Source organism: Ectothiorhodospira lacustris (assembly GCF_022227845.1).
Classification (GTDB): Bacteria; Pseudomonadota; Gammaproteobacteria; order Ectothiorhodospirales; family Ectothiorhodospiraceae; genus Ectothiorhodospira; species Ectothiorhodospira lacustris.
Genome location: NZ_JAJNQN010000001.1, coordinates 349,685 through 373,299, shown reverse-complemented (window position 1 = coordinate 373,299; position 23,615 = coordinate 349,685). Strand labels below are relative to the sequence as shown.

Below are 23,615 nucleotides of genomic sequence, written 5' to 3'. Positions count from 1 at the left end.
CCGCAATTCAGACCACCCCGCCTCACCGGCCCCTAAGCCACACAGCCCTCGCGCTCCCACCAACCCCGGGCAGGACTCCATACCGTCATTCCCGCCACCGCCGCGTCATTCCCGCGAAAGCGGGAATCCATCAGTCTCCCGAGCAGTGAGTCCAGTGCAGCCCTGCAGATCGTCATTCCCGCGAAGGCGGGAATCCATCGGCAGACTCAACACCCTGGACTCCCGCTTGCGCGGGAGTGACGACAGGGGGGGCGGGCGTGACGGCGAAAGGGCAGAGCGACGGCAGGAGGGAAGAAGACAAGGAGAGAGCTACAGGGTGTGGGGACTCTGCGGGGCGTGACGGCAGGGGCTTCGCTTTTCAGTGTTAGAATGATCGTTTGCCTGCCGGCAACCCTTCCGGGAGCCTTAGTTCTATGGAACACATCCTCATCCGCGGTGCCCGTACCCATAATCTGCAGAACGTGGATCTGACACTACCGCGGGATCGACTGATCGTCATTACCGGAGTGTCCGGATCCGGTAAGTCTTCCCTGGCCTTCGATACCCTCTTTGCCGAAGGGCAGCGCCGCTATGTGGAATCTCTGTCGGCCTATGCTCGGCAGTTTCTGTCGGTGATGGAAAAGCCCGATGTGGATCATATTGAGGGTTTGTCTCCCGCGATTTCCATCGAGCAGAAGACCACGTCTCATAACCCGCGCTCCACCGTGGGGACGATTACTGAAATCTATGATTACCTGCGCCTACTGTTTGCCCGTGCAGGGATTCCTCGTTGCCCCGATCACGACACCAGCCTGGAGGCCCAGACCGTGAGTCAGATGGTGGATCAGGTCATGACGCTCCCCGAAGGGGATAAGCTCATGCTGCTGGCCCCCGTGATTCAGGAGCGCAAGGGGGAGCACCTGAACGTGCTCGAAGGGCTGCGATCACAGGGCTATCTGCGTGCCCGTATTGATGGCGAGTTGGTGGAACTGGATGATCCCCCCAAGCTGGAACCCCGCCGCAAGCACACCATTGAGGTGGTGGTGGATCGTTTTCGGGTGAGGGATGATGTCCGTGTGCGCCTGGCGGAATCTCTGGAAACTGCCCTGAATCTCTCCGAGGGGATCGCCCTAGTGGCCTGGCTGGATGAGCCGAACCGGGTCCCGCTGGTGTTTTCCTCCCGCTTTGCCTGCCCCGTCTGCGGCTATGCCATTCAGGAACTGGAGCCACGGCTGTTTTCCTTCAACAGCCCAGTGGGCGCCTGTCCCACCTGTGACGGCTTGGGTGTGCAGCAGTTTTTCGATCCCGAGCGGGTAGTGGCCCACCCGGAGCTGAGTCTGGCGGGCGGTGCGGTGCGGGGCTGGGACCGGCGCAATGCCTACTATTTCCAGATGATCCAGAGTCTGGCGCGGCATTATGATTTCGATATCGAGGCCCCGTTTCAATCACTGGATGAGTCGGTCCGACAGGTGGTGCTCCACGGCAGTGGTCGTGTGCGCATCGAGTTCGAGTATCAGAACGAACGGGGACGGGTCGCCCGTTCCAGCCACCCCTTTGAAGGGATCATTCCCAATCTGGAGCGCCGCTATCGGGAAACGGATTCCAGTGCCGTGCGCGAGGAGCTGGCCAAGTATCGCTCCATGCATCCCTGCCCGGATTGCCTGGGAACGCGTCTGAATCGGTCCGCCAGACATGTGTTCATCGGGAGCCACACGTTACCCGAGCTGACCCGTCTGCCCATCGGGACGGCTCGTGATTTCTTTCAGGGTCTGTTGTTGCCCGGCAAGCAGGGCAGGATTGCCGAGAAAATCGTCAAGGAGACCGTTGCCAGGCTGGATTTTCTGGTGAACGTGGGACTGGATTACCTCACCTTGGATCGGTCTGCAGATACCCTGTCCGGGGGGGAGGCCCAGCGTATCCGGCTGGCCTCCCAGATCGGAGCCGGATTGGTGGGCGTCATGTATATCCTGGACGAGCCTTCCATCGGTCTGCATCAGCGGGATAACGAGCGCTTGCTCAACACCCTGACCTATCTGCGGGATTTGGGCAACACGGTGATTATGGTGGAGCACGATGAGGACGCCATCCGTCGGGCGGATCATGTGGTGGACATCGGCCCCGGCGCCGGTCGTCACGGCGGCCGTATCGTGGCTCAGGGGACCCCGGAGGAGATCAGTCGTTTCGGTGAATCCCTGACCGGACAGTACTTGTCCGGACATCGCCGGATTCATGTCCCCGCCCGACGGCATCCGTTGGATCCCGCGCGTCAACTGGTCATCCGTGGCGCCAGCGGCAATAACCTGCGTGATGTGGATCTGTCTATTCCGGTGGGGCTGTTCACCTGCGTCACCGGTGTCTCCGGTTCCGGCAAATCCACTCTGATCAACGATACCCTTTATCGTCTCATGGCCCTGCGCATCAACCGCGCCGGCGAGCACCCGGCACCCTATGCCGTGCTGGAAGGGGCGGAGTTTTTTGACAAGGTGGTGGACATCGACCAGAGCCCCATCGGTCGCACGCCCCGTTCCAACCCGGCCACCTATACGGGGCTGTTCACGCCCATCCGCGAGCTGTTTTCCGGGGTGCCGGAGGCCCGCTCACGGGGCTATGCCCCGGGGCGCTTCTCGTTCAATGTGAAGGGCGGGCGCTGCGAGTCCTGCCAGGGCGATGGTGTCATCAAGGTTGAAATGCATTTTCTGCCGGATGTCTATGTGTCCTGCGATGTTTGCAAGGGCAAGCGCTATAACCGGGAGACCCTGGAGATTCGTTACAAGGGCAAGACCATCCATGAGGTGCTGGAGATGACCGTGGAGGATGCCCTGGAATTCTTCCAGGCAGTACCGGCCCTGCGGCGCAAGCTGGAGACACTGATGGATGTGGGGCTCTCGTATATTCAGCTGGGGCAGAATGCCACCACCCTGTCCGGTGGCGAGGCCCAGCGGGTGAAGCTGGCACGGGAACTGTCGAAGCGGGATACCGGTCGTACCCTCTATATCCTTGATGAGCCCACCACCGGCCTGCATTTCCATGATGTGGAACAGTTGCTTAAGGTGCTGCATCGCTTGCGCGATCACGGCAATACGGTGGTGGTGATCGAGCACAATCTGGACGTGATCAAGACGGCGGACTGGCTCATTGACCTGGGACCGGAAGGGGGCTCCGGTGGCGGCGAGATCATCGCTGCGGGAACGCCCGAGCAGATTGCCGTCGAACCCCGGTCACATACGGGGCGGTTTCTGGCGCCCATGCTGGCGCTGGATCCCACCGGATGATCGAATACGGTTCTCAAGGTGAGTGAGTGCGGTTCTCTGCATGTCATTCCCGCGAAAGCGGGAATCCATGGCCCAGCCTCGGCGCAGTACCCTGGACTCCCGCTTTCGCGGGGGTGACGACGAGTCGCAGGCTCCCACATGAGCCTGTGGACAGGCTATGCTCTGGTGGGCGGCCGGATAAAATCCGGTCCTGCCCCTTCAATCACGATACAATGGACGATTTCTGTTTCTGGAGCGGTCTCATGGCTAAAGGCATCAACAAGGTCATCCTCATCGGCAATCTGGGCAATGATCCGGATGTGAAATACATGCCCAGTGGGGCCGCCGTGGCCAACGTGAGCCTGGCCACTGCAGAGCGCTGGAAGGATAAGCAGACTAACGACTGGACGGAGCGCACCGAGTGGCACCGGCTGGTGTTTTTCGGGCGCCTGGCGGAGATCGCGGGCGAATACCTGCGCAAGGGTTCCCAGGTCTATGTGGAAGGGCGCCTGCAGACCCGTGAATGGGAAAAGGATGGCATCAAGCGCTACACCACCGAGATCGTGGTCAATGAAATGCAGATGCTGGGTGGTCGCAGCGGCGGCGGGTCCGGTGATTTCGAAGGGGGACGCACGGGTGGCCATGACGCCGGCGACGGCGGCAGGCCCACCCCCCGGCAGGCTCCAGCCCCGGCGGCATCTTCCAGTCGTCCCATGCAGGATGATTTCGAGGACGATATTCCCTTCTGAGGTTTTATCCCCTCTCCCACAAGGTGAGAGGGGCTTGTTCTGCAGCATTCATATCGCGTTCGTTTTGCCTGACCGGACTCCCAAGAATCACCCCATGCGTACCAAGATCTATATCCAGACCCACGGCTGCCAGATGAACGAGTACGACTCGGGCAAGATGCTGGATGTGCTGCGTGAATCCCATGGGGGCGAACTGACGGATGATCCCATGGACGCGGATGTGCTCCTGCTCAACACCTGCTCCATTCGGGAAAAGGCCCAGGAAAAGGTCTTTTCCCTGCTCGGCCGTTGGCGTGCCATCAAGGAACAGCGCCCCGGCGTGGTGATCGGTGTCGGCGGTTGCGTGGCCAGCCAGGAAGGGGCGCTGTTGCGGGAGCGAGCCCCCTTCGTGGACATGGTCTTTGGTCCCCAGACCCTGCACCGACTGCCCCGGATGCTGGAAAGCGCCCGGGGCGGCCGCTATCCGGTGGTGGACGTGTCCTTCCCCGAGATCGAGAAGTTCGACGCTCTGCCCGAGCCCCGGGCCAGCGGCCCCACCGCCTTTGTATCCATCATGGAAGGGTGCAGCAAGTACTGCACCTACTGTGTCGTCCCCTATACCCGGGGCGAGGAGATCAGCCGGCCCTTCGACGACGTCCTGGCCGAAGTGGCCCAGCTGGCGGCCCAGGGGGTGCGTGAGGTGAATCTGCTGGGGCAGAACGTGAACGCCTACCGGGGACCCATGCACGATGGCGAGATCGCCGATCTGGCTCTGCTGATCCACTATGTGGCGGCGGTGGACGGGATCGACCGCATCCGCTTCACCACGTCCCATCCGGTGGAGTTTTCCGACAGCCTGATCCGCGCCTTCGCTGAGGTGCCCCAGTTGGCCGGCCATCTGCACTTGCCGGTACAGAGCGGTTCGGACCGGATACTGGCGGCCATGAAGCGCGGGCACACGGCCCTGGAGTACAAGTCCAAGATACGGCGCATCCGCGAGGCCCGGCCCGATATCTGCCTGTCGTCGGATTTCATCGTCGGTTTCCCCGGTGAAACGGAAGCGGATTTCCAGGCCACCATGAAACTGATCCATGACATCGGCTTTGACCAGTCCTTCAGCTTCATCTACAGTCGCCGTCCCGGCACCCCGGCGGCGGTGATGGACGATGACGTGCCCCTGTCGGTGAAGAAGCAACGCCTGCAACATCTGCAGGACACCATCAATGCCTCCGCCCAGGCCATCAGCGAAGCCATGGTGGGCCGGGTGGAGTCGGTGCTGGTGGAAGGACCGTCCCGCAAGGACCCGCGCTGGATGGCGGGACGCACCGGCAACAACCGAGTGGTGAACTTCCCGGCGGATCCGGACTGCATCGGGCAATTCGTCCCGGTGTGCATTACCCAGGCCCTGAGTCATTCACTGCGGGGCGAACGGGTGCCCGATGAACGGCAGCCCGAACCGATGCCGAAGGCCGCCGTGGGCGGCTGATCCGGCTATACTCCGTGGACACACAACCTGCCTTGATGGCCTGAACCTGCCTTGACTGAAACTTCTGCCGATTCTCAAGTGGCGGCCCCTCCGGTGACAGTGGAACTGTCCCTGGAGCCCGCCGACAACCTGCGCCTGGCAAACCTCTGTGGTCAGTTCGATGAGCATCTGCGGCTCATGGAGCAGCGCCTGGGCGTGGAAATCAACAACCGAGGTGCCCGCTTCAACGTGATCGGAGACCCGCAACCGGCTCAGGCCGGGGCCGAATTGCTGCGGGATCTTTACCGTGCCACCGCAAAGGAGACCCTCAACCCCGCCCGCGTCCACCTGCATCTGCAGGAGTCGGGGATTGACCGCCTGCTGGCCCGGCGGGAGGAAAAGGCGGATGATGACGAAACGCCGCTGCATCTCAAGCGGGGCGTGATCCGCGGTCGTGGGGCCAACCAGCTCCGCTACCTGCGCAACATCCGCACCCATGACCTGAACTTCGGCATCGGGCCGGCGGGCACGGGTAAGACCTACCTGGCCGTGGCCGCTGCCTGCGAGGCTCTGGAGACGGAGCGGGTGCGACGGCTGGTGCTGGTGCGTCCGGCGGTGGAGGCCGGGGAGCGGCTGGGCTTCCTGCCGGGGGACCTGGCCCAGAAGATCGATCCCTATCTGCGGCCCATGTATGACGCCCTCTACGAGATGCTGGGCTTTGAGAAGGTGGCCAAGTTGATGGAGCGCAACGTCATTGAGGTGGCGCCCCTGGCCTACATGCGTGGCCGCACCCTGAATGATGCCTTCGTGATCCTGGACGAGGCCCAGAACACCACCTCGGAGCAGATGAAGATGTTCCTGACCCGGATCGGTTTCGGGTCCACCGCGGTGGTGAACGGCGACGTGACCCAGACGGATCTGCCCAATCCCCGGCAGTCGGGGTTGCGCCACGTGATCGAGATTCTGCAGGATGTGAAGGGTATCAGCTTCACCTTCTTCACCTCCCGGGACGTGGTGCGTCACCCCCTGGTGCAGCGGATCGTCGAGGCCTATGACGCGAGCGAATCGTCTCGCAAGGACCGCTGATGTCACGGGATGTCCAGCTTCAATATGCGGTGCCGCGCAAGGGGATACCCGGCCCGGCCAGCTTTCGTCGCTGGGTGGACCTGGCCTGTCAGGGCTGCGGGGGGTCGGTGGCGATCCGTATCACCGATGTGTCGGAGAGTGCCGAACTCAATCACCAGTACCGAGGCAAGTCCGGTCCCACCAACGTGCTCTCATTCCCCTTCGAGGCCCCGGCAGGCGTGCCCGTGGATCACTTGGGGGATCTGGTGATCTGTGCCCCGGTGGTGAATCGGGAGGCGGCGGAGCAGGGCAAGCCGGTGCAGAGTCACTGGGCGCACATGGTGATTCACGGCGTGTTGCACCTGCGGGGGTTTGATCATCTGTCCCCGGCGGAGGCCGAGGTGATGGAGACGATTGAAACATTGCTCATGGCAGAATTAGGCCATGCAGATCCTTATGTGTGCTGAATTTTCCAGAAAAACCATCATATGAATACCGACCGATCCAGTGAGCCTCCCGCCCGTAGCTGGGTGGAGCGTTTCACCCTGGCCCTTTCCGGGGCCGAACCCAAGGACCGCACCCAGTTGGTGGAACTGCTGCGCAGCGCCCACCAGCGCCAGATCATCGATCCCGATGCCTTGGGCATGATCGAGGGGGTGATGCAGGTCTCCGAGATGCAGGTGCGGGACATCATGATCCCCCGCGCACAGATGGACATGGTGCGACGGGATGCCGCACTGGACGACATCGTCACCATTCTGGCCGACTCGGCCCATTCCCGCTTCCCGGTGATCGGGGATGACCGGGACGAGGTGGTGGGGATTCTGTTGGCCAAGGACATGCTGCGTTATTTCGTGAAGGACGGCCAGGAGGTCTTCGATATGCAGGACATCCTGCGTCCCGCCGTCTTCGTGCCCGAAAGCAAGCGCCTGAACGTGTTGCTCAAGGAGTTCCGCAACAGCCGCAACCACATGGCCATCGTGGTGGATGAGTACGGCGGCGTGGCGGGCCTGGTAACCATCGAGGATGTGCTGGAGCAGATCGTCGGTGAGATCGACGATGAGCATGACATCGAGGATTTCCTCACTCACATCCTGCGCCACGCCAATGGCCGCTTCACGGTGAAGGCCTTGACACCCATTGAGGAGTTCAACGCCTATTTCAATACCGACTACAGTGATGACGAGTTCGACACCATCGGCGGTTTCGTGATCCATCGCTTCGGCCATGTGCCCAAGCGGGGCGAAGAGCTGAGTTTTGATCGTTTCCACGTGCGGGTGCTGCGGGCCGATAACCGGCGGGTGCATCTGCTGGAACTGAGTTATCGCGAAACCCCGACCGCCGAGGCGGCGGAGCCCACTTCGCTGTGAACCCATGACCCACGCGCTTCCGGCTGTGCCCCTGATCCGGGTGCTGGAAAGGTATCCACGAGCCGCCCTGCTGTCGGCCCTGCTGGCCGGTGCCGCCCTGGTGCCGGCCTTTGCCCCCTTTGAACTGCGCCTGCTGGGTGTGCTGGCACCGGCCCTGCTGTTCGTACTCTGGGCCGGTGCGCAGCCCCGCCAGGCCGCCTGGCGGGGTTATGCCTTCGGCCTGGGCATGTTCGGGGCCGGGGTCTACTGGGTGTACTACAGCCTGCATCTCTTCGGTGCGGCCATCGCCCCCCTGGCGGCCCTGATCACGGCCGGTTTCGTGATGCTGCTGGCCCTGTTCCCGGCCCTGCTGGGGTATCTGGTTGCCCGGTTGCGGGGTCGGACGACCGCCTTCGTGCATCTGGTGCTGCTGGTGCCGGCCCTGTGGGTCCTGTTCGAGTGGTGGCGTGGCTGGTTTCTCACCGGATTCCCCTGGCTGCTGCTGGGGACGGCTCAGTTGGATACGGCCCTGGCCGGCTATATGCCGGTGCTGGGAGTCTTCGGGACCGGCATGGTGGCGGCGATGATGGCCGGAGCCCTGGCCTGGGGTGTCGTGGTGGGTGGCCGGCGCCGGCTGATGAGGGCGTTGGGGTTGATGCTGGTGCTGTGGCTGGGTGGGCTGGGACTCAAGCAGGTGGAATGGACCCGGCCCATGGGCGAGCCGCTGCAGGTGAGTCTGTTGCAGGGGAACATGGCCCAGGAGGACAAGCTGCGTCCGGATGAACTGGTGACGGCCATGGGCCTGTATGCCTACCTGACCGAAGAGGCCTTCGGCAGCGACCTGATCCTCTGGCCCGAGACGGCGGTACCCAGTTTCTATCATTACCTGGACGAGGATTTCCTCCGGCCCCTGGCCGCGGAGGCCCGCACCCACGGCAGCGAACTACTGGCCGGGATCTTCACCTATGAGCCCGAGACCCGACGCATGTTCAACAGCATCGCCCGGGTGGATGCCGAGCATCCCCAGTTCTATCACAAGCGCAAGCGGGTCCCCTTTGGTGAATATCTGCCGCTACGGGGCCTGTTGGAGTGGCTGGACGGTTATATCGAGTTGCCCATGGCGGATCTGTCCCGGGGGCACGGGGGCTTTACCCTGGAGGCGGCCGGGATCGTGCTGGGGGCCTCCATCTGTTACGAGGATGCCTTCGGGCACCTGATCATCCGCGCCCTGCCGCGGGCGCAGATGCTGGTGAACGTGACCAACGATGCCTGGTTCGGGGATTCCATCGCACCCCATCAGCACCTGGAGATCGCCCGGGTGCGGTCGCTGGAGGCGGGGCGCGAGATGCTTCGGGCCACCAATACGGGGATCTCGGCGGTGATCGATCATCGCGGCCGCCTCAGGGATCGCTCGCCCCAGTTCCAGACCCATGTGCTGACCACCCGGGCGCAGCCCCGGGAAGGGCGCACCCCCTATGCCCTGTGGGGGAACTGGCCGGTGGTCACGGGGCTGACGTTGCTGGTGGCGGGGCTGGTGCTGGCCGGGCGACGCGGCCCGGCGTCCCCTTCATCACCGGTGCCTCGCTCCTAGTCCCGAGCCCTTCGATATTCGGTGCCGTGGCACTTCGGGCAGGGCGGGATCCGGCCGCTCTCGGTGAAATGCAGCTCGGTGCCGCACTGCTTGCAGGCCAGCACTCCGGGCGCCGCCACTTCACCGGTATGCCAGACCCCGACCGCCCGGGCGCGGGCCTCCAGTTCCGCCAGCTCCACCCGGGTGCGGTCGGCAATGGAGGACAGCAGGTCCAGGATCCGGGCCTCGATCAGCTGCAGGTCCATGCGGAACCAGGTGCGAAAGTCCCGGCTCGACTCATTCAGGTAGTCGCCGATGTCATGCAGGTCTCGGCGGATGTACTCGGCCACCTCGTGGGCCTCCTCGCGGGTGGCCTCGCCCAGTTCCACCGCCTTGTGACGGGCGTCCTCGATGGCATGTTCCAGGGTCGGGCCGGTCTTTTCCTCTGCCACTTCCACGGCATGCCGCACCCGTTCCAGCATCCGGTCATAGGCATGGACCAGTCCGTCCCGGATGGGATGTTCGCTCTGTTTGTCCGACATGATTCCAACCTCCAGCATTGCACATGGGTCATAAAAAGGATCGGTGTTGCAGAAGGGGGAGGCCGTGGTCCTGGAGGCGGGTGTTTGCCGCAGGGATGCGGCAATCAAGCCTACAGGGACGTATTCACGGCGTCCCGCCGACGGGACCACGGCCTACCCCTGTCTTCCATCATGCTTTCAAGAGTACACCAGGTTTCACGCGTCCCACCCATGCCCCGGCACAGGTCAATGTGCCGGAAGTTGTGACCCCCCGGCAGTCACGTTATCCTTGCCGGTCTTCCCGGAGCCACGGACAACGCAGAGGCGGTCTGCGCCCCTGGCCCGTGCATTCCCAGATTCAGCCGGTGGAACCCATGCAAGAACATTACGAACCCGAAGTCGTCGAAATCGATGCCCAGGCCTGGTGGGAAGCCAATGACTGCTTCCTCGCCCGGGAGGATGACGGCCGGGAACCCTTCTACTGCCTGTCCATGTTCCCGTACCCCAGTGGTCGACTGCATATGGGCCATGTGCGCAACTACACCATCGGCGACGTCATCGCCCGCTACCAGCGCATGCAGGGACGCAATGTCCTCCAGCCCATGGGCTGGGACGCCTTCGGGCTGCCCGCCGAGAACGCCGCTCTCAAGCACGGCGTCCCCCCCGCCCAGTGGACCTACGAAAACATCGACTACATGCGCGGCCAACTCAAGCGCCTGGGGTTTGCCTACGACTGGTCCCGGGAACTGGCCACCTGCCGGCCCGAGTACTACCGCTGGGAACAGTGGCTGTTCACCCGCCTGTTCGAAAAGGGCCTGGTCTACAAGAAGACGGCCGTGGTCAACTGGGATCCGGTGGACCAGACCGTGCTGGCCAATGAACAGGTCATCGACGGCCTGGGCTGGCGCTCCGGCGCCCCGGTGGAACGTCGGGAGATCCCCCAGTGGTTCCTGCGCATCACCGACTACGCCGAAGAACTGCTCAACGGCCTGGATACCCTGACCGGCTGGCCGGAGCAGGTGCGCACCATGCAGCGCAACTGGATCGGCCGCTCCGAAGGGGTGGAGGTGGTCTTCCCGGTGGACGGCCGGGACGAACCCCTGACCGTCTATACCACCCGCCCCGACACCCTGATGGGGGTGAGCTACCTGGCGGTAGCCACCGAACACCCCCTGGCCGCCCTGGCTGCCGAGGACAACCAGGCCCTGGCCGGCTTCATCGAGGAATGCCGGCATACCAAGGTGTCCGAGGCCGACATGGCCACCATGAAGAAGCGGGGCGTGGCCACCGGGTTCAAGGCCATCCACCCGATCACCGGCGAAAAGGTGCCCGTGTGGGCCGCCAACTTCGTGCTGATGGAATACGGCACCGGCGCCGTCATGGCAGTGCCCGCTCACGACCAGCGGGACTGGGAGTTTGCCGGGGCCTATGGCCTGCCCATCCGGCAGGTGATCCGCCCCGCCGATGGGGCCGCCGCCATCGACCTGGACCGGGAGGCCTTCACCGAGAAGGGTATTTTGCTGGCCTCCGGCCGCTTCGACGGCATGGACTTCGACCAGGCCTTCAATGCCATCGCCGGTCAGCTGGAAGCCGAGGGCAGGGGGCGCCGCCGGATCAATTATCGGCTGCGGGACTGGGGCGTCTCCCGTCAGCGTTACTGGGGCTGCCCGATCCCCATCATCAATTGCCCGGATTGCGGTCCGGTGCCGGTCCCCGAAGATCAGCTGCCGGTGGTGCTGCCGGAAGACGTGGCCTTCGACGGGGTGGGTTCCCCGATCAAGAAGATGCCTGAGTTCTACCGGACCACCTGTCCTCGGTGTGGCGGCGAGGCCGAGCGGGAGACGGACACCTTCGATACCTTCTTCGAGTCCTCCTGGTATTACGCCCGCTACACCGGGCCGGACAACGACGGCGCCATGATGGATGAACGGGCCCGTCACTGGCTGCCCGTCAACCAGTACGTGGGCGGCATCGAGCATGCCGTGCTGCACCTGCTCTATGCCCGCTTCTTCCACAAGCTGATGCGGGACGAGGGCCTGGTTCCCGGCGACGAGCCCTTCACCCACCTGCTGACCCAGGGCATGGTGCTCAAGGACGGGGCCAAGATGTCCAAGTCCAAGGGCAACACGGTGGACCCCCAGGAATTGATCCGGCGTTACGGTGCCGATACCGTGCGCCTGTTCATGATGTTCGCCGCACCACCGGAGATGTCCCTGGAATGGTCCGACTCCGGGGTGGAAGGGGCCTCCCGCTTTCTCAAGCGCTTGTGGAAGCAGGCCCACGATCATGTCAATGCCGGTCCCGTCCCGTCCCTGGATGCCGCGTCCCTCACGGAGGCCCAGGCCGAGTTGCGCCGCAAGCTGCATCAGACCATCGCCAAGGTGAGCGACGACATGGGCCGGCGCCATACCTTCAACACCGCCATCGCCGCCTGCATGGAACTGCTCAATGACCTGAGCCGCTTCGAAGACACCACGCCCCAGGGGCGCGCCCTGATGCAGGAGGCCCTGGAGGCCATCGTGCTCATGCTCTCGCCCATCGTTCCCCACATCACCCATCGCCTGTGGGCCGAGTTGGGGCACCAGGATGCCCTGGTGGATTGTCCCTGGCCCCAGGTGGATCCCGTCGCCCTGGAGAGTGACACCCAAGCGCTGGTGATCCAGGTAAACGGTAAGCTCCGTGGCCATCTGCGGGTGCCCACCGGCGCCGAGCGCGCCGCCATCGAGACCCTGGCCCTGGCCGATGACAACGTCAGACGGCACATCGACGGCAAGACCGTGGTCAAGATCATCGTGGTTCCCGGTAAGCTGGTTAACGTGGTTGCCAAGTGATGATGGGCCCAGGTGTCAAGCCGTGGTTGTCGGGAGGGGTGTGGGTCGCCCTGGTCCTGATGGCCTGCCTGCTGCTGACTGCCTGTGGTTTTCAGTTGCGGGGAGCGGCCGGGTTGCCACCGGAGATGGCGCGCACGGCCGTGACCGGCCTGGGTGCCTCCGATTCCCTGGTCATCGATCTGCAACTGGCCCTGCGTGCCGGGGGGGTGGAACTGGCGCCCCTGTCCGGGGCCACGGCCGAGTTGCGCATCCATGATCTGAGCAGCGGCCGCCGGGCCCTGTCCGTGGGGCGCGACGCACAGGTCTCCGAGTACGAGGTCTTCACCCGTCTGCGCTACTCGGTGAGAGGGCGCGGTAATGATTTCGAGATCCGCGAGCAGACCTTGACCCTGACCCGGGACTATCTCTTCGACCCGGAGGGTGTGCTGGGGCAGGCCGAGCAGGAACAAAGCCTGCGGGAATCCATGCGCCGCGACTTGGTGCAGTTGATCCTGTTGCGCCTGCAGGCGGCGGCACGGGATCACTGAAGCACGGCCATGCGACTCAAACCCGAGCAACTGGAGAGCCATCTGCAAAAGGGGCTGGCCTCGGTCTACCTGATCAGTGGCGAGGAACCACTGCAGCTGATGGAGGCCGCCGACGCGATCAGGGCGCGGGCACGGGCTGAAGGGGTCGATGAGCGGGAGGTCTTCACCGTGGACAAGGGGTTTGACTGGGGGCAGGTCCAGACCGCCTCCGACAGCTTGTCCCTGTTCGCCCAGCGCCGGGTGCTGGAGCTGCGCATGCCTTCGGGCAAGCCCGGGGTCCAGGGGGGCAAGGTGCTGGAGGCCTATGCCCGTCAGCCCGCGGCGGACACGGTGCTGATCGTTCAGTGCGGCAAACTGGAGCGACAGGAGCAGAAGTCCCGCTGGTGTCAGGCTCTGGAGCAGGCCGGGGTGATGATCCAGGTCTGGCCCCTGGATCTGGCGGGGACCGAGGCCTGGATCACCCGTCGCATGGGCCGTCGCGGGCTGCACCCCACTGCCGCGGCCGCCCGCCTACTGGCGGAGCGGGTGGAAGGCAACCTGCTGGCAGCGGCCCAGGAGATCGACAAGCTGGTGCTGCTGCAGGGGGACGGTCCGGTGGACCAGGCAGCGGTGATGGCCGCCGTGGCCGACAGCGCCCGTTTCAGTGTCTATGATCTGACCGACGCTGCCCTGGCCGGGGAGGCGGGCAGGGCGGTGCGTATCCTGTCCGGTCTACGGGGCGAGGGCACCGCGCCGGTGCTGGTGAGCTGGGCCCTGGCGAGGGAGATCCGTACCCTCAACCGGCTGGCGGAACAGGCCGCCGCCGGCACGCCGCCACAGGTCGTCCTCAAGTCGGTCTGGCCGCCCCAGCGCCAGCCGGTGGTGCGCCAGGCCCTGCGGCGCCTGTCCCTGCAAGCCCTGGGACAGTTGTTGCGGGCCGGAGCGAGGGCGGACCAGGTGGCCAAGGGCCAGAAGCCGGGCAGCCCCTGGGACGAATTGCTAGACTTGACTCTGGGATTGGCAGGCCACCCGTCTCCCTTGATCCGCAACCACTCACACTGAACGAAGATGGCAGACATCGTGATCGAGAACATCAACGACTACATGCTGCAGCTGGGCCGACAGGCCCGCGCGGCCTCCAGGGTCCTGCTGCGCGCCGATACCGCCGCCAAGAATGCGGCCCTGCTGGCCATGGCGGAGCTGATCGAGGTCCGGGCCGAGCCCCTGATGGCGGAAAACCGCAAGGACCTGGAGGCCGGTGAAAGAAACGGCCTGGATGCCGCCATGCTGGATCGCCTGGCCTTCAATCCCGAGCGCCTGGGCACCATGGCCGAGGGTCTGCGCCAGATCGCCGCTCTGCCGGACCCGGTGGGCGCCATCTCCGATCTCAACTACCGCCCCAGCGGCATACAGGTGGGCCGCATGCGTGTCCCCCTGGGGGTCATCGGCATCATCTTCGAGTCCCGGCCCAACGTCACCGTGGATGCCGCCGGCCTGTGCCTCAAATCCGGCAATGCCGCCATCCTGCGCGGCGGTTCCGAGGCCTTCCACTCCAACCGTGCCCTGGCCGACTGTATCCGCGAGGGTCTGGAACGGGCCGGTCTGCCCGCCGACGCGGTGCAGGTGGTGGGTACCACGGACCGGGCCGCGGTGGGGGCCTTGCTGCGTCTCAAGGATCATGTGGACGTGATCGTCCCCCGGGGCGGCAAGGGCCTCATTGCCCGGGTCAGCGAGGAGTCCCTGATCCCGGTGATCAAGCACCTGGACGGCATCTGTCACGTCTACGTCGATGACCACGCGGATCTGGACAAGGCCGTCAGGGTCACCCTCAATGCCAAGACCCAGCGCTACGGCACCTGCAACACCCTGGAAACCCTGCTGGTGGCCGAATCCATTGCGCCCCGGGTACTGACCGCCCTCAAGCCTCTGTTCGACGACAAGGGGGTGGAACTGCGGGGCTGTGCCCGCACCCGTGCCTTCCTGCCGGATATCATCGAAGCCACCGAAGAGGACTGGCAGACGGAATACCTGGCCCCGATCCTGAGCATCCGGGTGGTGCCCGGTCTGGACGAGGCCATTGAACACATCAATCACCATGGCTCCCACCACACCGACACCATCATCACGGAAAACTACACCCTGGCCCGGCGTTTCCTGCGGGAAGTGGATTCCAGCTCGGTGATGGTGAATGCCTCTACCCGCTTTGCCGACGGCTTCGAATATGGTCTGGGTGCCGAGATCGGCATCAGTACCGACAAGCTCCACGCCCGCGGCCCGGTGGGTCTGGATGGCCTGACCACCTTGAAATACGTGGTGCTGGGGGACGGCCATGTGCGTGGGTGAGCCCGGGTTCGGGGAGCCATGATCGGCATCCTGGGCGGCACCTTCGATCCCATCCATTTCGGGCACCTGCGTCCGGCGCTGGAGATCCAGGAGCACCTGGGCCTGGATGAGCTACGCTTCATTCCCTGTGGTCTGCCGCCCCACCGGCGCCGGCCCGAGGCCGACGTGAGCCATCGCCTGGCCATGGTGGAGCAGGCCGTGGCGCTTCACCCCGGTTTCAGCGTGGACCGGCGGGAGCTGGAACGGGACGGTCCTTCCTACAGCGTGGACACCCTGGAGAGCCTACGCCGGGAGCTGGGTGCGGCGGTGCCCCTGTGCCTCATTCTGGGCATGGATGCCTTTGCCGGGCTGTCCTCCTGGCATCGCTGGCAGGATCTGTCCAGCCTGGCCCACCTCGTGGTGGCCCACCGGCCGGGCAGTGACGAGCCTGCGGCATTGGAAGACCGGGCCGCCGCCCGACGTGCTGAAAATCCCGCCGACCTGCGCGCCGCGCCCGCGGGGCGTATCCTGTGCGTGCCCGTGACCCAGCTGGACATCTCCGCCACCGCCATTCGTGATCGGGTGGCCCGGGGGGGCAGTCCAAGGTTCCTGCTGCCTGAACCGGTGTTGACGTACATTCATCGGCACGGCCTCTATCGGGCCTGTAGCACGGGCAACCCAGGCTGACCCGATCGGTATGACGTGCCGGCAGTATTATCCTGGCTTTATCTTTCACCGCTTTCCCAGAGGGATGCATGCAGACAGAACAACTGACCCAGATCGTCCTCCAGGCCCTGGATGACATGAAAGCCCAGGACGTCAAATGTATTGACGTACGGGGCAAGACCGCCATCACCGATGCCATGGTGATTGCCTCCGGCTCTTCCAACCGCCACGTGAAGTCCCTGGCCGACAATGTCATCGTCAAGGTGAAGGCGGCTGGTATCCAGCCCCTGGGCGCCGAAGGCGAACGGGAAGGAGAGTGGGTGCTGGTGGACCTGGACGACGTGGTAGTCCACGTGATGCTGCCCCAGGTCCGCGACTTCTACAATCTGGAAAAGCTGTGGCTGACGGACGAATCCCTGCAGGCGGCTCCGGATGACGATGAGGACGAGGACTCTCCGGCCGCGGCCCTGCGCCGTCTGCGCCGCTAGGCCGGGGTGCGCATCCACCTGCTGGCCGTGGGCACCCGCATGCCCGGCTGGGTGACCGAGGCCTATCAGGAATATGCCGGGCGCCTGCCCGCGGAATGTAGCCTGGAATTGCGGGAGATCCCTTCGCCCCGTCGGGGGCGCAACGCCCCGGTGGCGCGCCTGCGGGAAGAGGAAGGCGAGCGTCTACTGGCGGCGGTGCCCCGTGACTGCTGGGTGGTGGCCCTGGATGAGAAGGGCCGCGGCCTGGATACCGCGGGCCTGTCCCGGCAACTGGATCAGTGGATGCAGTCGAGCCGCGACGTGGCCCTGCTGGTGGGGGGCGCCGACGGCCTGTCCGACGCCTGCCGGAGCCGGGCGGATTTCAAATGGTCCCTGTCGCCGCTGACCTTCCCTCATCCTCTGGTGCGGGTGATCCTGGCGGAACAGATCTACCGTGGCTGGAGTCTGTTGCGTAATCACCCCTATCATCGGGCGTGACCAACGGCCCTACTGCCACAGCCGGCCGTCTACCTTGATGCATGATCCGGAGATTCGCCCATGCTCATCCTTGCCTCTGCCTCGCCCCGCCGGCGTGAACTGCTGGACCAGATCGGCGTGGCCTGGCGGGCGCACCCGGTGGACGTGGATGAGACACCCCAGGCCGGGGAATCCCCGGCCGACTTCGCCCGGCGCATGGCCGCCGCCAAGGCCTGGGCGGGTTACGAGTCCGCCCCCAGTCCCCTGCCGGTACTGGGGGCGGACACCGTGGTCAGCCTTGACGGTGATATCCTGGGCAAGCCCCGGGACCGGGAGGATGCCATGGCCATGCTCGGTCGCCTCTCCGGACGGAGCCACACCGTCCTCTCCGCCGTGGCCCTGATCCACCAGGGGATCTGTCACCAGGCCCTGTCCACCACCCGGGTTTGTTTCCGGGTTCTGAGTCCCGATGACATGAGCGCCTACTGGGCTTCCGGGGAACCGGCCGACAAGGCGGGGGCCTACGGAATCCAGGGATTGGGGGCTCTGTTCGTGGCCCATATCGAGGGCAGTTACTCCGGCGTGGTGGGATTGCCCCTGTTCGAGACCGGGGAACTTCTCCACCGCTGCGGTCTAAAATCCGGCATTGATAATCAAACCTGAAGGCACCCCGATGATGGGCACGGAAATCCTAATGAACGTCACCCCCCAGGAGACCCGCGTGGCCTTGGTGGAAAACGGCGTGTTGATGGAACTCAGCATGGAACGAGCTCGACGCCGGGGGCTGGTGGGCAACATCTACAAGGGGCGGGTCAGCCGGGTGTTGCCGGGCATGGACGCCGCCTTTGTGGATATCGGTCTGGAGCGGGCCGCCTTTCTGCATGCCTCCGACGTGGCCCCGGTGGAGCGGGAAGAGCTGCAGGGGGGCGAGACCGAGCGTACCGAGTCCATCCAGCGCCTGTTGCGGGAAGGCCAGGACATCCTGGTCCAGGTGATCAAGGATCCCCTGGGCACCAAGGGGGCACGCCTGACCACCTACATCACCGTACCCTCCCGCTACCTGGTGCTGATGCCCGGCAACACCACCGTGGGCATCTCCACCCGCATCGAGACGGACACCGAGCGTGCCCGGCTCAAGGGCACGGTGGAAGGTCTGCAGGCGGAACTGGGCTGTAGCCACGGCTTCATCGTGCGCACCGCCGCCGAGGCGGCCCCCCTGGAGGCCCTGCGCAACGATATGATCTTCCTGGCCAAGCTTTGGCAGACCATACAGCAGGCTGCGCAGAAGGTCCGGGCCGGTTCCGAGGTCTACGTGGACCTGCCGCTGACCCTGCGGATCTTGCGGGACATGGTGGGGGTGGAGCTGGAAAAGATCCGCATCGATTCCCGGGAGACGGTGCAGCGGGTGAGCGAATTCGCCGCTCAGTACGTGCCCGAATTACTGGACCGGATCGAGCACTATCCCGGCGAGCGCCCCATTTTTGATCTCTACAACGTGGAAGACGAGATCCAGAAGGCCCTGGAACGCAAGGTGGAGCTCAAGTCCGGCGGGTATCTGATCTTTGACCAGACCGAGGCGATGACCACCATCGACATCAACACCGGCGCCTTCGTCGGTCATCGCAATCTGGAAGAAACCATCTTCAAGACCAACCTGGAAGCGGCCCAGGCCATCGCTCGGCAGCTGCGCCTGCGCAATCTGGGGGGCATCATCATCGTCGACTTCATCGACATGACCCAGGAGGACCACAAACGTCAGGTGCTGCGCTCCCTGGAAAAGGCGATGGAAAAGGACTATGCCAAGAGTCAGATCTGCGACGTCTCGCCCCTGGGGCTGGTGGAAATGACTCGCAAGCGCACCCGCGAAAGCCTGGAACATCTGCTTTGCGAGCCCTGTCCCACCTGCATGGGGCGCGGCTACGTGAAATCCGCCGAGACCGTCTGCTACGAGATGTTCCGCGAGATCCTGCGCGAGGCCCGCCAGTTCGACGCCCGGGAATTGCTGGTGCTGGCTTCCCAGCCGGTGGTGGACCTGCTGTTGGACGAAGAGTCCGCCAGCGTTGCCCAGTTGCAGGAATTCATCCGCATCCCCATCCGTTTCCAGGTAGAGAGCCTCTACACTCAGGAGCAGTTCGACGTCGTGCTCCTGTAAGTCCCCTCCCGCCCCGGACCTTGAGGAGTCCGCCGCTTGCTCAGACCCGCCCTGGCCGTCAGCCTGCGTATCCTGGTCATCAGCCTGCTGGTCCTCACGACGCTGGTGGTGGGCCTGCGGCTGATCGTACCTCAGCTGGACGGCCTGCGTGCACCACTGGAGCGGGTGCTTGCCGAGCAGTCCGGCCACCGGGTTGAGGTGGGGACGTTGCGTGCCCGGTGGCGTGTTCTGTCTCCCCGTGTCACGGTCTCCGATGTCCACGTCTACACTGCCGACGAGACAGGGCCGATCCTGGTGGTGGATCACCTGGATCTGGGGTTCTCCCCGTGGCGCAGCCTGCGACAGGGTCGGCTGGTGTTGGGGCATGTGCAGGTGCGTGGGGCCGATCTGCACCTGCAACGGGACGAGTCCGGCCGGGTGCGGGTGCACGGTGCCGACCCGGTATTGCCCCGGCGCGATGAGGATGCGGGATCCATGCCGTCGGCGGATGTGCTGGCCCTGCTGGCGGGCCGCGCCTTCACCCTGAGCGGGAGCCGTCTGCGCTGGGAGGACCGGCGGTTGGGCATCGATTACCAGTTTGATGACCTGAACCTGGACATCGCACTGGAACCCCGTCGCGCACGTATGGCCGGGGAGGTCTTCCTGCCGGATGAGCTGGGTCGGTCGTTCCGGGTGGGCATGGACCTGAACCACGACGGAGAGTGGGATGACTGGAGCGGCAAGGTCTTTATCCAGGCCGGTGGGCTGGAGCTGGCGGGGCTGCCCGAGGACACCCGGGCCGCGCTGGGTCTGCGGACCGGCCGCCTGGACGGTCGGCTCTGGTTGCACTGGCGCAAGGGCGATCTGCAGCGGGCTTATCTGGAACTGGGGCTGCGGGACCTGGCCATGGTGTCCCGGCCGGACTCGGACCTGCCCGCGCCGGTGCTGGGGATACTGGAAGGACGGGGCCTGTGGTACGCCCGTGAAGGCGGCTGGGATCTGCGGGTCGATGGGCTGAGGTTGTCACGGGACGGGGATGACTGGCCGGGCGGCGGCCTGGACCTGAGCGTGGTGGAAGATGCCCGGGGCGTCCAGGTGAACGCCTGGCTGGACTATCTGCGCCTGGAGGATCTGGTGCCTTTGATCCTGCATCAGCCCTGGCTGGACAATCCCTTCCAGTCCCAGCTCGTGGCGCTGTCGCCCAAGGGCACGCTGACGGAAACCCGTCTGGCGATGACCCTGCCCCATGGCGGTGATGCTCGTTTCGTCACCGATGGGCGGTTTCAGGGGGCGGGCATGTCTCCCTGGACGGTGTTGCCGGGGATCGAGGGGGCGGATGGTGCCTTTGCCTTCACCGATGCGGGGGGCGAACTGTGGCTGGACAGCACCAGTCTGGGGATGACGCTGCCCACCCTGTTCGACCACGAGCTCCGGGCCGATACCCTGCAGGGCCTGGTGCGCTGGACGCCGGGGCCTGACGTGCCCCGGTTGCATCTGGACGGAGTGGTGCTGGCCAATGCGGACCTGCAGGCCCGGGGGCAGGGAGTGATCCAACTGGGGGATGAGCCCGGCATGGACCTGCAGGTGTCCTTTGCCGAGGGTGACGGCGCCAGGACGGCACACTATCTACCTCGAGACATCCTGCCGGAAAAGACCCATGCCTGGCTGAGCCGCGGCATCCTGGGTGGTCGGGTCATCGAGGGCGGTCTGCTGTTCCGGGGACGGTTCAGTGATTTTCCCTTCCGCGAAGATGAAGGGGTCTTCCAGGCCATCGCCAGGGTGGAAGAGGGGGTGCTGGACTATGAAGCCGGTTGGCCGCGCCTGGAAGGGGTCTCGGGTACTCTGGAGTTTCGTAACCAGGGCATGTGGATTCACGGCGGCCAGGGCCGCGTCTTCGATGCCCGGATTCAGGATGCCCAGGTACGGATCGAGGATCTTGAAAGTCCCGTGCTAAACATCGAGGGACGGGCGCAGGGTCCGGCGCGGGACTATCTGAGTTTCGTCACCCGGAGCCCCCTGGGGGAGGGGTTGGAGACGCTGCTGGACGGGGTTTCGGTCCGCGGCGAGGCGGGGTTGGAGCTGCGCATCGACATCCCGCTGCAGGACCGTGACGATCAGGTACGGCCGGATACGGTCAAGGGGCGCCTGACCCTGGATGGCAACCGGCTGTCCCTGGCGGATCCCCCGCTGGTCCTGGAGGCGGTGCGTGGCGTAGTGGATTTCACCGAGCGCAGTGCCCGGGCCCGTGACGTGTCCGCCCGGTTCAACGATGCCCGCATCAGCGTACAGCTGGACCGCAGTCCCGCCGGTGCCCTGGAGGTCCGGGCCGCGGGTCCCCAACCGATCCGGGAATTACTGCGCGACATCGCGCCCGAGCCTTGGCTGGCCCGGCTGGAAGGGGATTCCCGCTGGGAGGCACAGCTGAGCGTGCCGTCGCCTGGGGGGTTGCAGCAGGGGGTGCTGAGTCTGTCGTCCGACCTGGTGGGCGTCCGCTCCGATCTGCCCCTGCCGCTGGCAAAGACCCCGCAGGCACCGCGCGCCCTGGCGGTGCGAATCCCTCTGGCGCGGGACGAGAAGACACCGGTACGGGTGACGCTGGGAGAGGATCTACGTGCCCTGTTTACCTTTGATGAGGAAGGTGGATTGCAGCGGGGAGAGTTGCGTCTGGGCGGCCAGGCCGCTGTCCTGCCGGCGCAGGGTTTCAGGATCAGAGGCAGTCTCTCGGGGGTGTCGCTGGATGATTGGCTGGCGGTGCTGGACGACATCGGAGAGATGGAACTGGTCGGCCGGGAAGGGGGGCTCAGGGAACTGGATCTGCATCTGGATCGCCTGCAGGTCATGGGGCGGCGCATTGATGACCTGAGCCTCCATGCCCGCCGACACCCGGCACATTGGGATGCGCAGGTGGCATCCCCCCTGATGTTGGGTCGCATCCAGTGGCCCCTCCAGGATGGGGAGGCTCTGGTCATGGACCTTGAGTTGCTGGATCTGGACCGGTTGGAAGGCCCGGCGGCGGAAACCGGCGGCGATCGGCCTCGGGTTGACCCCGGCCGCCTGCCGCCGGTGCGTTTGACCGCCCAGCGGCTGGTGCTGCAGGGACATCGTCTGAAAGATCTTTTACTGCAGACGGATGCGGTGGCCGATGGCCTGCAGATCCGGAGCCTGTCTCTTTCCGACGAGGAGGGCCTGACCCGGGGCGAGATCCGGGGGCATTGGCACCGGCGGGCCGAAGATGCTCACGAGACGCTGCTGCAACTGACCCTGGAGACTGATGATCTGGGGCGGAGTCTGAGCCTGCTGGGTTTTCAACATGTTTTCAGTGGCGGCAAGGCCGCGCTGCAGGCGCGGCTGCACTGGCCCGATACCCCTGCCCACGTAGGCTGGTCCGGCCTTGAGGGCGAGGGCCGGGTGCGGGTGGAGGACGGGCGCCTGACCGAGGTGGACCCCGGTGCCGGCCGTCTGCTGGGGCTGTTCAGCCTTGATCTCATACCCCGGCGCCTGGCCCTGGATTTTCGGGACTTTTTCCAGCGCGGGTTTGTCTTCGACCGTCTGCAGGGGGCCTTCCAGCTTAGCCGGGGCAATGTGTACACCGATGATCTGAGCATCCAGGGACCGGCGGCCCGCATCCTTATCCAGGGGCGCACCGGGGTGGAGGCCAGGGATTATGATCAGACCATTACCGTGACCCCGAGCGTGAAGAGTACCCTACCTCTGGCCGGCGCCCTGCTGGGCGGTCCGGTGGCGGGCCTGGCGGTCTTCGTCTTCGACCGGGTGCTGGGGGTGGGGGAGCGCATCGACGAGGCGGCCCGGGTGGAGTACCGGGTGACCGGAGACTGGTCGTCACCACGGGTGGAGGCGGTGGCCCGGACCCCCGAGGGACGAGGTTACTGAGGCACTGTCGTCATTTTGACCACACTGTTGCTATAGTAGCGCCATGTTGCCGATCCTGCGCCGGGGCCTGCCCCTGATTTTGCTGTGTTTTCCCCTTCTCCTGCCGGCGGATGAGCCTGTCTTTACCCTCGATGCCGATGTCTGGACCCAGCCCCGTGACGCCGGTTCCCTGGTGGCCGAACCTGCCCTGCGCAGCCTGCTCTCCCGCTATGAGGCCCGGGGCGGCGGGCAAGTGATCCTGCGGCATCCGCCGGGTGAGCAGGGGCGGTTGTGGGCCTCGGAACTACAGGACTGGCTGGTGGCACTGGGTGTCCCTTCCGCAGACATCATCCGTGTCTCGGGGGAGGGCATGGCCGGCCGGATGGAACTCTCTCTGCAACCCCTACCCTGAACCGC

19 protein-coding genes are annotated in these 23,615 nt (G+C 65.0%); 18 read left to right on the top strand and 1 reads right to left on the bottom strand.

Going from position 1 to position 23,615, the window contains the following annotated elements:
• Positions 1-413: 413 nt before the first annotated feature.
• From uvrA to lnt, 7 genes are all read left to right on the top strand, one after another.
• Positions 414-3,251, top strand: coding sequence for an excinuclease ABC subunit UvrA (uvrA, locus tag LQ956_RS01715; protein WP_238622041.1), 2,838 nt, complete (start codon positions 414-416; stop codon positions 3,249-3,251).
• A 242-nt stretch (positions 3,252-3,493) separates the two neighbouring features.
• Entirely contained in the window at positions 3,494-3,979 is a 486-nt protein-coding gene (gene ssb / locus LQ956_RS01710; RefSeq protein WP_274521503.1) for a single-stranded DNA-binding protein, read from the top strand.
• 94 nt (positions 3,980-4,073) lie between these two features.
• A complete protein-coding gene (miaB, locus tag LQ956_RS01705; protein WP_238629252.1) occupies positions 4,074-5,444 on the top strand; it encodes a tRNA (N6-isopentenyl adenosine(37)-C2)-methylthiotransferase MiaB in 1,371 nt (456 codons plus the stop codon).
• 78 nt (positions 5,445-5,522) lie between these two features.
• Positions 5,523-6,509: a PhoH family protein gene (locus tag LQ956_RS01700; RefSeq protein ID WP_238622043.1), complete on the top strand. Its 987-nt coding sequence runs from the start codon at positions 5,523-5,525 to the stop codon at positions 6,507-6,509.
• A complete protein-coding gene (ybeY, locus tag LQ956_RS01695; RefSeq protein WP_238622038.1) occupies positions 6,509-6,955 on the top strand; it encodes an rRNA maturation RNase YbeY in 447 nt (148 codons plus the stop codon). The genes LQ956_RS01700 and ybeY overlap by 1 nt, the downstream gene beginning before the upstream one ends.
• 21 nt (positions 6,956-6,976) lie before the next feature.
• Complete coding sequence (locus tag LQ956_RS01690; protein ID WP_238629250.1) at positions 6,977-7,858, top strand: CorC family transporter; 882 nt, start codon at positions 6,977-6,979, stop codon at positions 7,856-7,858.
• Between the two features lie 4 nt (positions 7,859-7,862).
• Positions 7,863-9,428 carry an apolipoprotein N-acyltransferase gene (gene lnt, locus LQ956_RS01685; protein ID WP_238629248.1) on the top strand — a complete coding sequence of 522 codons (1,566 nt, stop codon included), beginning with the start codon at positions 7,863-7,865 and terminating at the stop codon, positions 9,426-9,428.
• On the opposite strand, the gene LQ956_RS01680 is transcribed toward lnt, so the two are convergent.
• Positions 9,425-9,949: a zinc ribbon-containing protein gene (locus tag LQ956_RS01680; protein WP_238622035.1), complete on the bottom strand. Its 525-nt coding sequence runs from the start codon at positions 9,947-9,949 to the stop codon at positions 9,425-9,427. The genes lnt and LQ956_RS01680 overlap by 4 nt on opposite strands.
• Positions 9,950-10,302: 353 nt before the next feature.
• Between LQ956_RS01680 and leuS the strand changes: the two genes are divergently transcribed.
• The 11 genes from leuS (at position 10,303) to LQ956_RS01625 (ending at position 23,610) form a co-directional block, all read left to right on the top strand.
• Positions 10,303-12,759: a leucine--tRNA ligase gene (gene leuS / locus LQ956_RS01675; protein ID WP_238629246.1), complete on the top strand. Its 2,457-nt coding sequence runs from the start codon at positions 10,303-10,305 to the stop codon at positions 12,757-12,759.
• Positions 12,759-13,286 (top strand): LPS-assembly lipoprotein LptE, encoded by a 528-nt coding sequence (locus tag LQ956_RS01670; RefSeq protein ID WP_238622033.1) that lies wholly within the window; start codon positions 12,759-12,761, stop codon positions 13,284-13,286. Before leuS ends, LQ956_RS01670 begins: the two co-directional genes overlap by 1 nt.
• Positions 13,287-13,295: 9 nt before the next feature.
• Positions 13,296-14,327, top strand: a complete 1,032-nt coding sequence (holA, locus tag LQ956_RS01665; protein ID WP_238629245.1) for a DNA polymerase III subunit delta — start codon at positions 13,296-13,298, stop codon at positions 14,325-14,327.
• Positions 14,328-14,333: 6 nt separating this feature from the next.
• On the top strand, positions 14,334-15,608 hold the full coding sequence (locus LQ956_RS01660) for a glutamate-5-semialdehyde dehydrogenase (protein WP_238622031.1): 1,275 nt from the start codon (positions 14,334-14,336) through the stop codon (positions 15,606-15,608).
• Positions 15,609-15,626: 18 nt separating this feature from the next.
• Positions 15,627-16,274, top strand: coding sequence for a nicotinate-nucleotide adenylyltransferase (nadD, locus tag LQ956_RS01655; RefSeq protein ID WP_238622030.1), 648 nt, complete (start codon positions 15,627-15,629; stop codon positions 16,272-16,274).
• A 68-nt stretch (positions 16,275-16,342) separates the two neighbouring features.
• Positions 16,343-16,741, top strand: a complete 399-nt coding sequence (rsfS, locus tag LQ956_RS01650) for a ribosome silencing factor (protein WP_238622029.1) — start codon at positions 16,343-16,345, stop codon at positions 16,739-16,741.
• Positions 16,742-16,747: 6 nt separating this feature from the next.
• Positions 16,748-17,218: a 23S rRNA (pseudouridine(1915)-N(3))-methyltransferase RlmH gene (gene rlmH, locus LQ956_RS01645; RefSeq protein WP_238622028.1), complete on the top strand. Its 471-nt coding sequence runs from the start codon at positions 16,748-16,750 to the stop codon at positions 17,216-17,218.
• A 60-nt stretch (positions 17,219-17,278) separates the two neighbouring features.
• Positions 17,279-17,860 carry a Maf family protein gene (locus tag LQ956_RS01640; protein WP_238629244.1) on the top strand — a complete coding sequence of 194 codons (582 nt, stop codon included), beginning with the start codon at positions 17,279-17,281 and terminating at the stop codon, positions 17,858-17,860.
• Between the two features lie 10 nt (positions 17,861-17,870).
• A complete protein-coding gene (gene rng / locus LQ956_RS01635; RefSeq protein WP_238622026.1) occupies positions 17,871-19,349 on the top strand; it encodes a ribonuclease G in 1,479 nt (492 codons plus the stop codon).
• Positions 19,350-19,385: 36 nt separating this feature from the next.
• Positions 19,386-23,219, top strand: a complete 3,834-nt coding sequence (locus tag LQ956_RS01630; RefSeq protein WP_238629242.1) for a YhdP family protein — start codon at positions 19,386-19,388, stop codon at positions 23,217-23,219.
• A 43-nt stretch (positions 23,220-23,262) separates the two neighbouring features.
• On the top strand, positions 23,263-23,610 hold the full coding sequence (locus tag LQ956_RS01625) for a hypothetical protein (RefSeq protein ID WP_238622024.1): 348 nt from the start codon (positions 23,263-23,265) through the stop codon (positions 23,608-23,610).
• Positions 23,611-23,615: the final 5 nt, after the last annotated feature.

Bases quoted from the DNA above. Each gene is read 5' to 3' on its own strand.
- uvrA (WP_238622041.1), top strand. From the start codon at position 414: ATGGAACACATCCTCATCCGCGGTGCCCGTACCCATAATCTGCAGAAC.
- ssb (WP_274521503.1), top strand. From the start codon at position 3,494: ATGGCTAAAGGCATCAACAAGGTCATCCTCATCGGCAATCTGGGCAAT.
- miaB (WP_238629252.1), top strand. From the start codon at position 4,074: ATGCGTACCAAGATCTATATCCAGACCCACGGCTGCCAGATGAACGAG.
- ybeY (WP_238622038.1), top strand. From the start codon at position 6,509: ATGTCACGGGATGTCCAGCTTCAATATGCGGTGCCGCGCAAGGGGATA.
- LQ956_RS01690 (WP_238629250.1), top strand. From the start codon at position 6,977: ATGAATACCGACCGATCCAGTGAGCCTCCCGCCCGTAGCTGGGTGGAG.
- lnt (WP_238629248.1), top strand. From the start codon at position 7,863: ATGACCCACGCGCTTCCGGCTGTGCCCCTGATCCGGGTGCTGGAAAGG.
- LQ956_RS01680 (WP_238622035.1), bottom strand. From the start codon at position 9,949: ATGTCGGACAAACAGAGCGAACATCCCATCCGGGACGGACTGGTCCAT.
- leuS (WP_238629246.1), top strand. From the start codon at position 10,303: ATGCAAGAACATTACGAACCCGAAGTCGTCGAAATCGATGCCCAGGCC.
- LQ956_RS01670 (WP_238622033.1), top strand. From the start codon at position 12,759: ATGATGGGCCCAGGTGTCAAGCCGTGGTTGTCGGGAGGGGTGTGGGTC.
- holA (WP_238629245.1), top strand. From the start codon at position 13,296: ATGCGACTCAAACCCGAGCAACTGGAGAGCCATCTGCAAAAGGGGCTG.
- LQ956_RS01660 (WP_238622031.1), top strand. From the start codon at position 14,334: ATGGCAGACATCGTGATCGAGAACATCAACGACTACATGCTGCAGCTG.
- nadD (WP_238622030.1), top strand. From the start codon at position 15,627: ATGATCGGCATCCTGGGCGGCACCTTCGATCCCATCCATTTCGGGCAC.
- rsfS (WP_238622029.1), top strand. From the start codon at position 16,343: ATGCAGACAGAACAACTGACCCAGATCGTCCTCCAGGCCCTGGATGAC.
- LQ956_RS01640 (WP_238629244.1), top strand. From the start codon at position 17,279: ATGCTCATCCTTGCCTCTGCCTCGCCCCGCCGGCGTGAACTGCTGGAC.
- rng (WP_238622026.1), top strand. From the start codon at position 17,871: ATGATGGGCACGGAAATCCTAATGAACGTCACCCCCCAGGAGACCCGC.
- LQ956_RS01625 (WP_238622024.1), top strand. From the start codon at position 23,263: ATGTTGCCGATCCTGCGCCGGGGCCTGCCCCTGATTTTGCTGTGTTTT.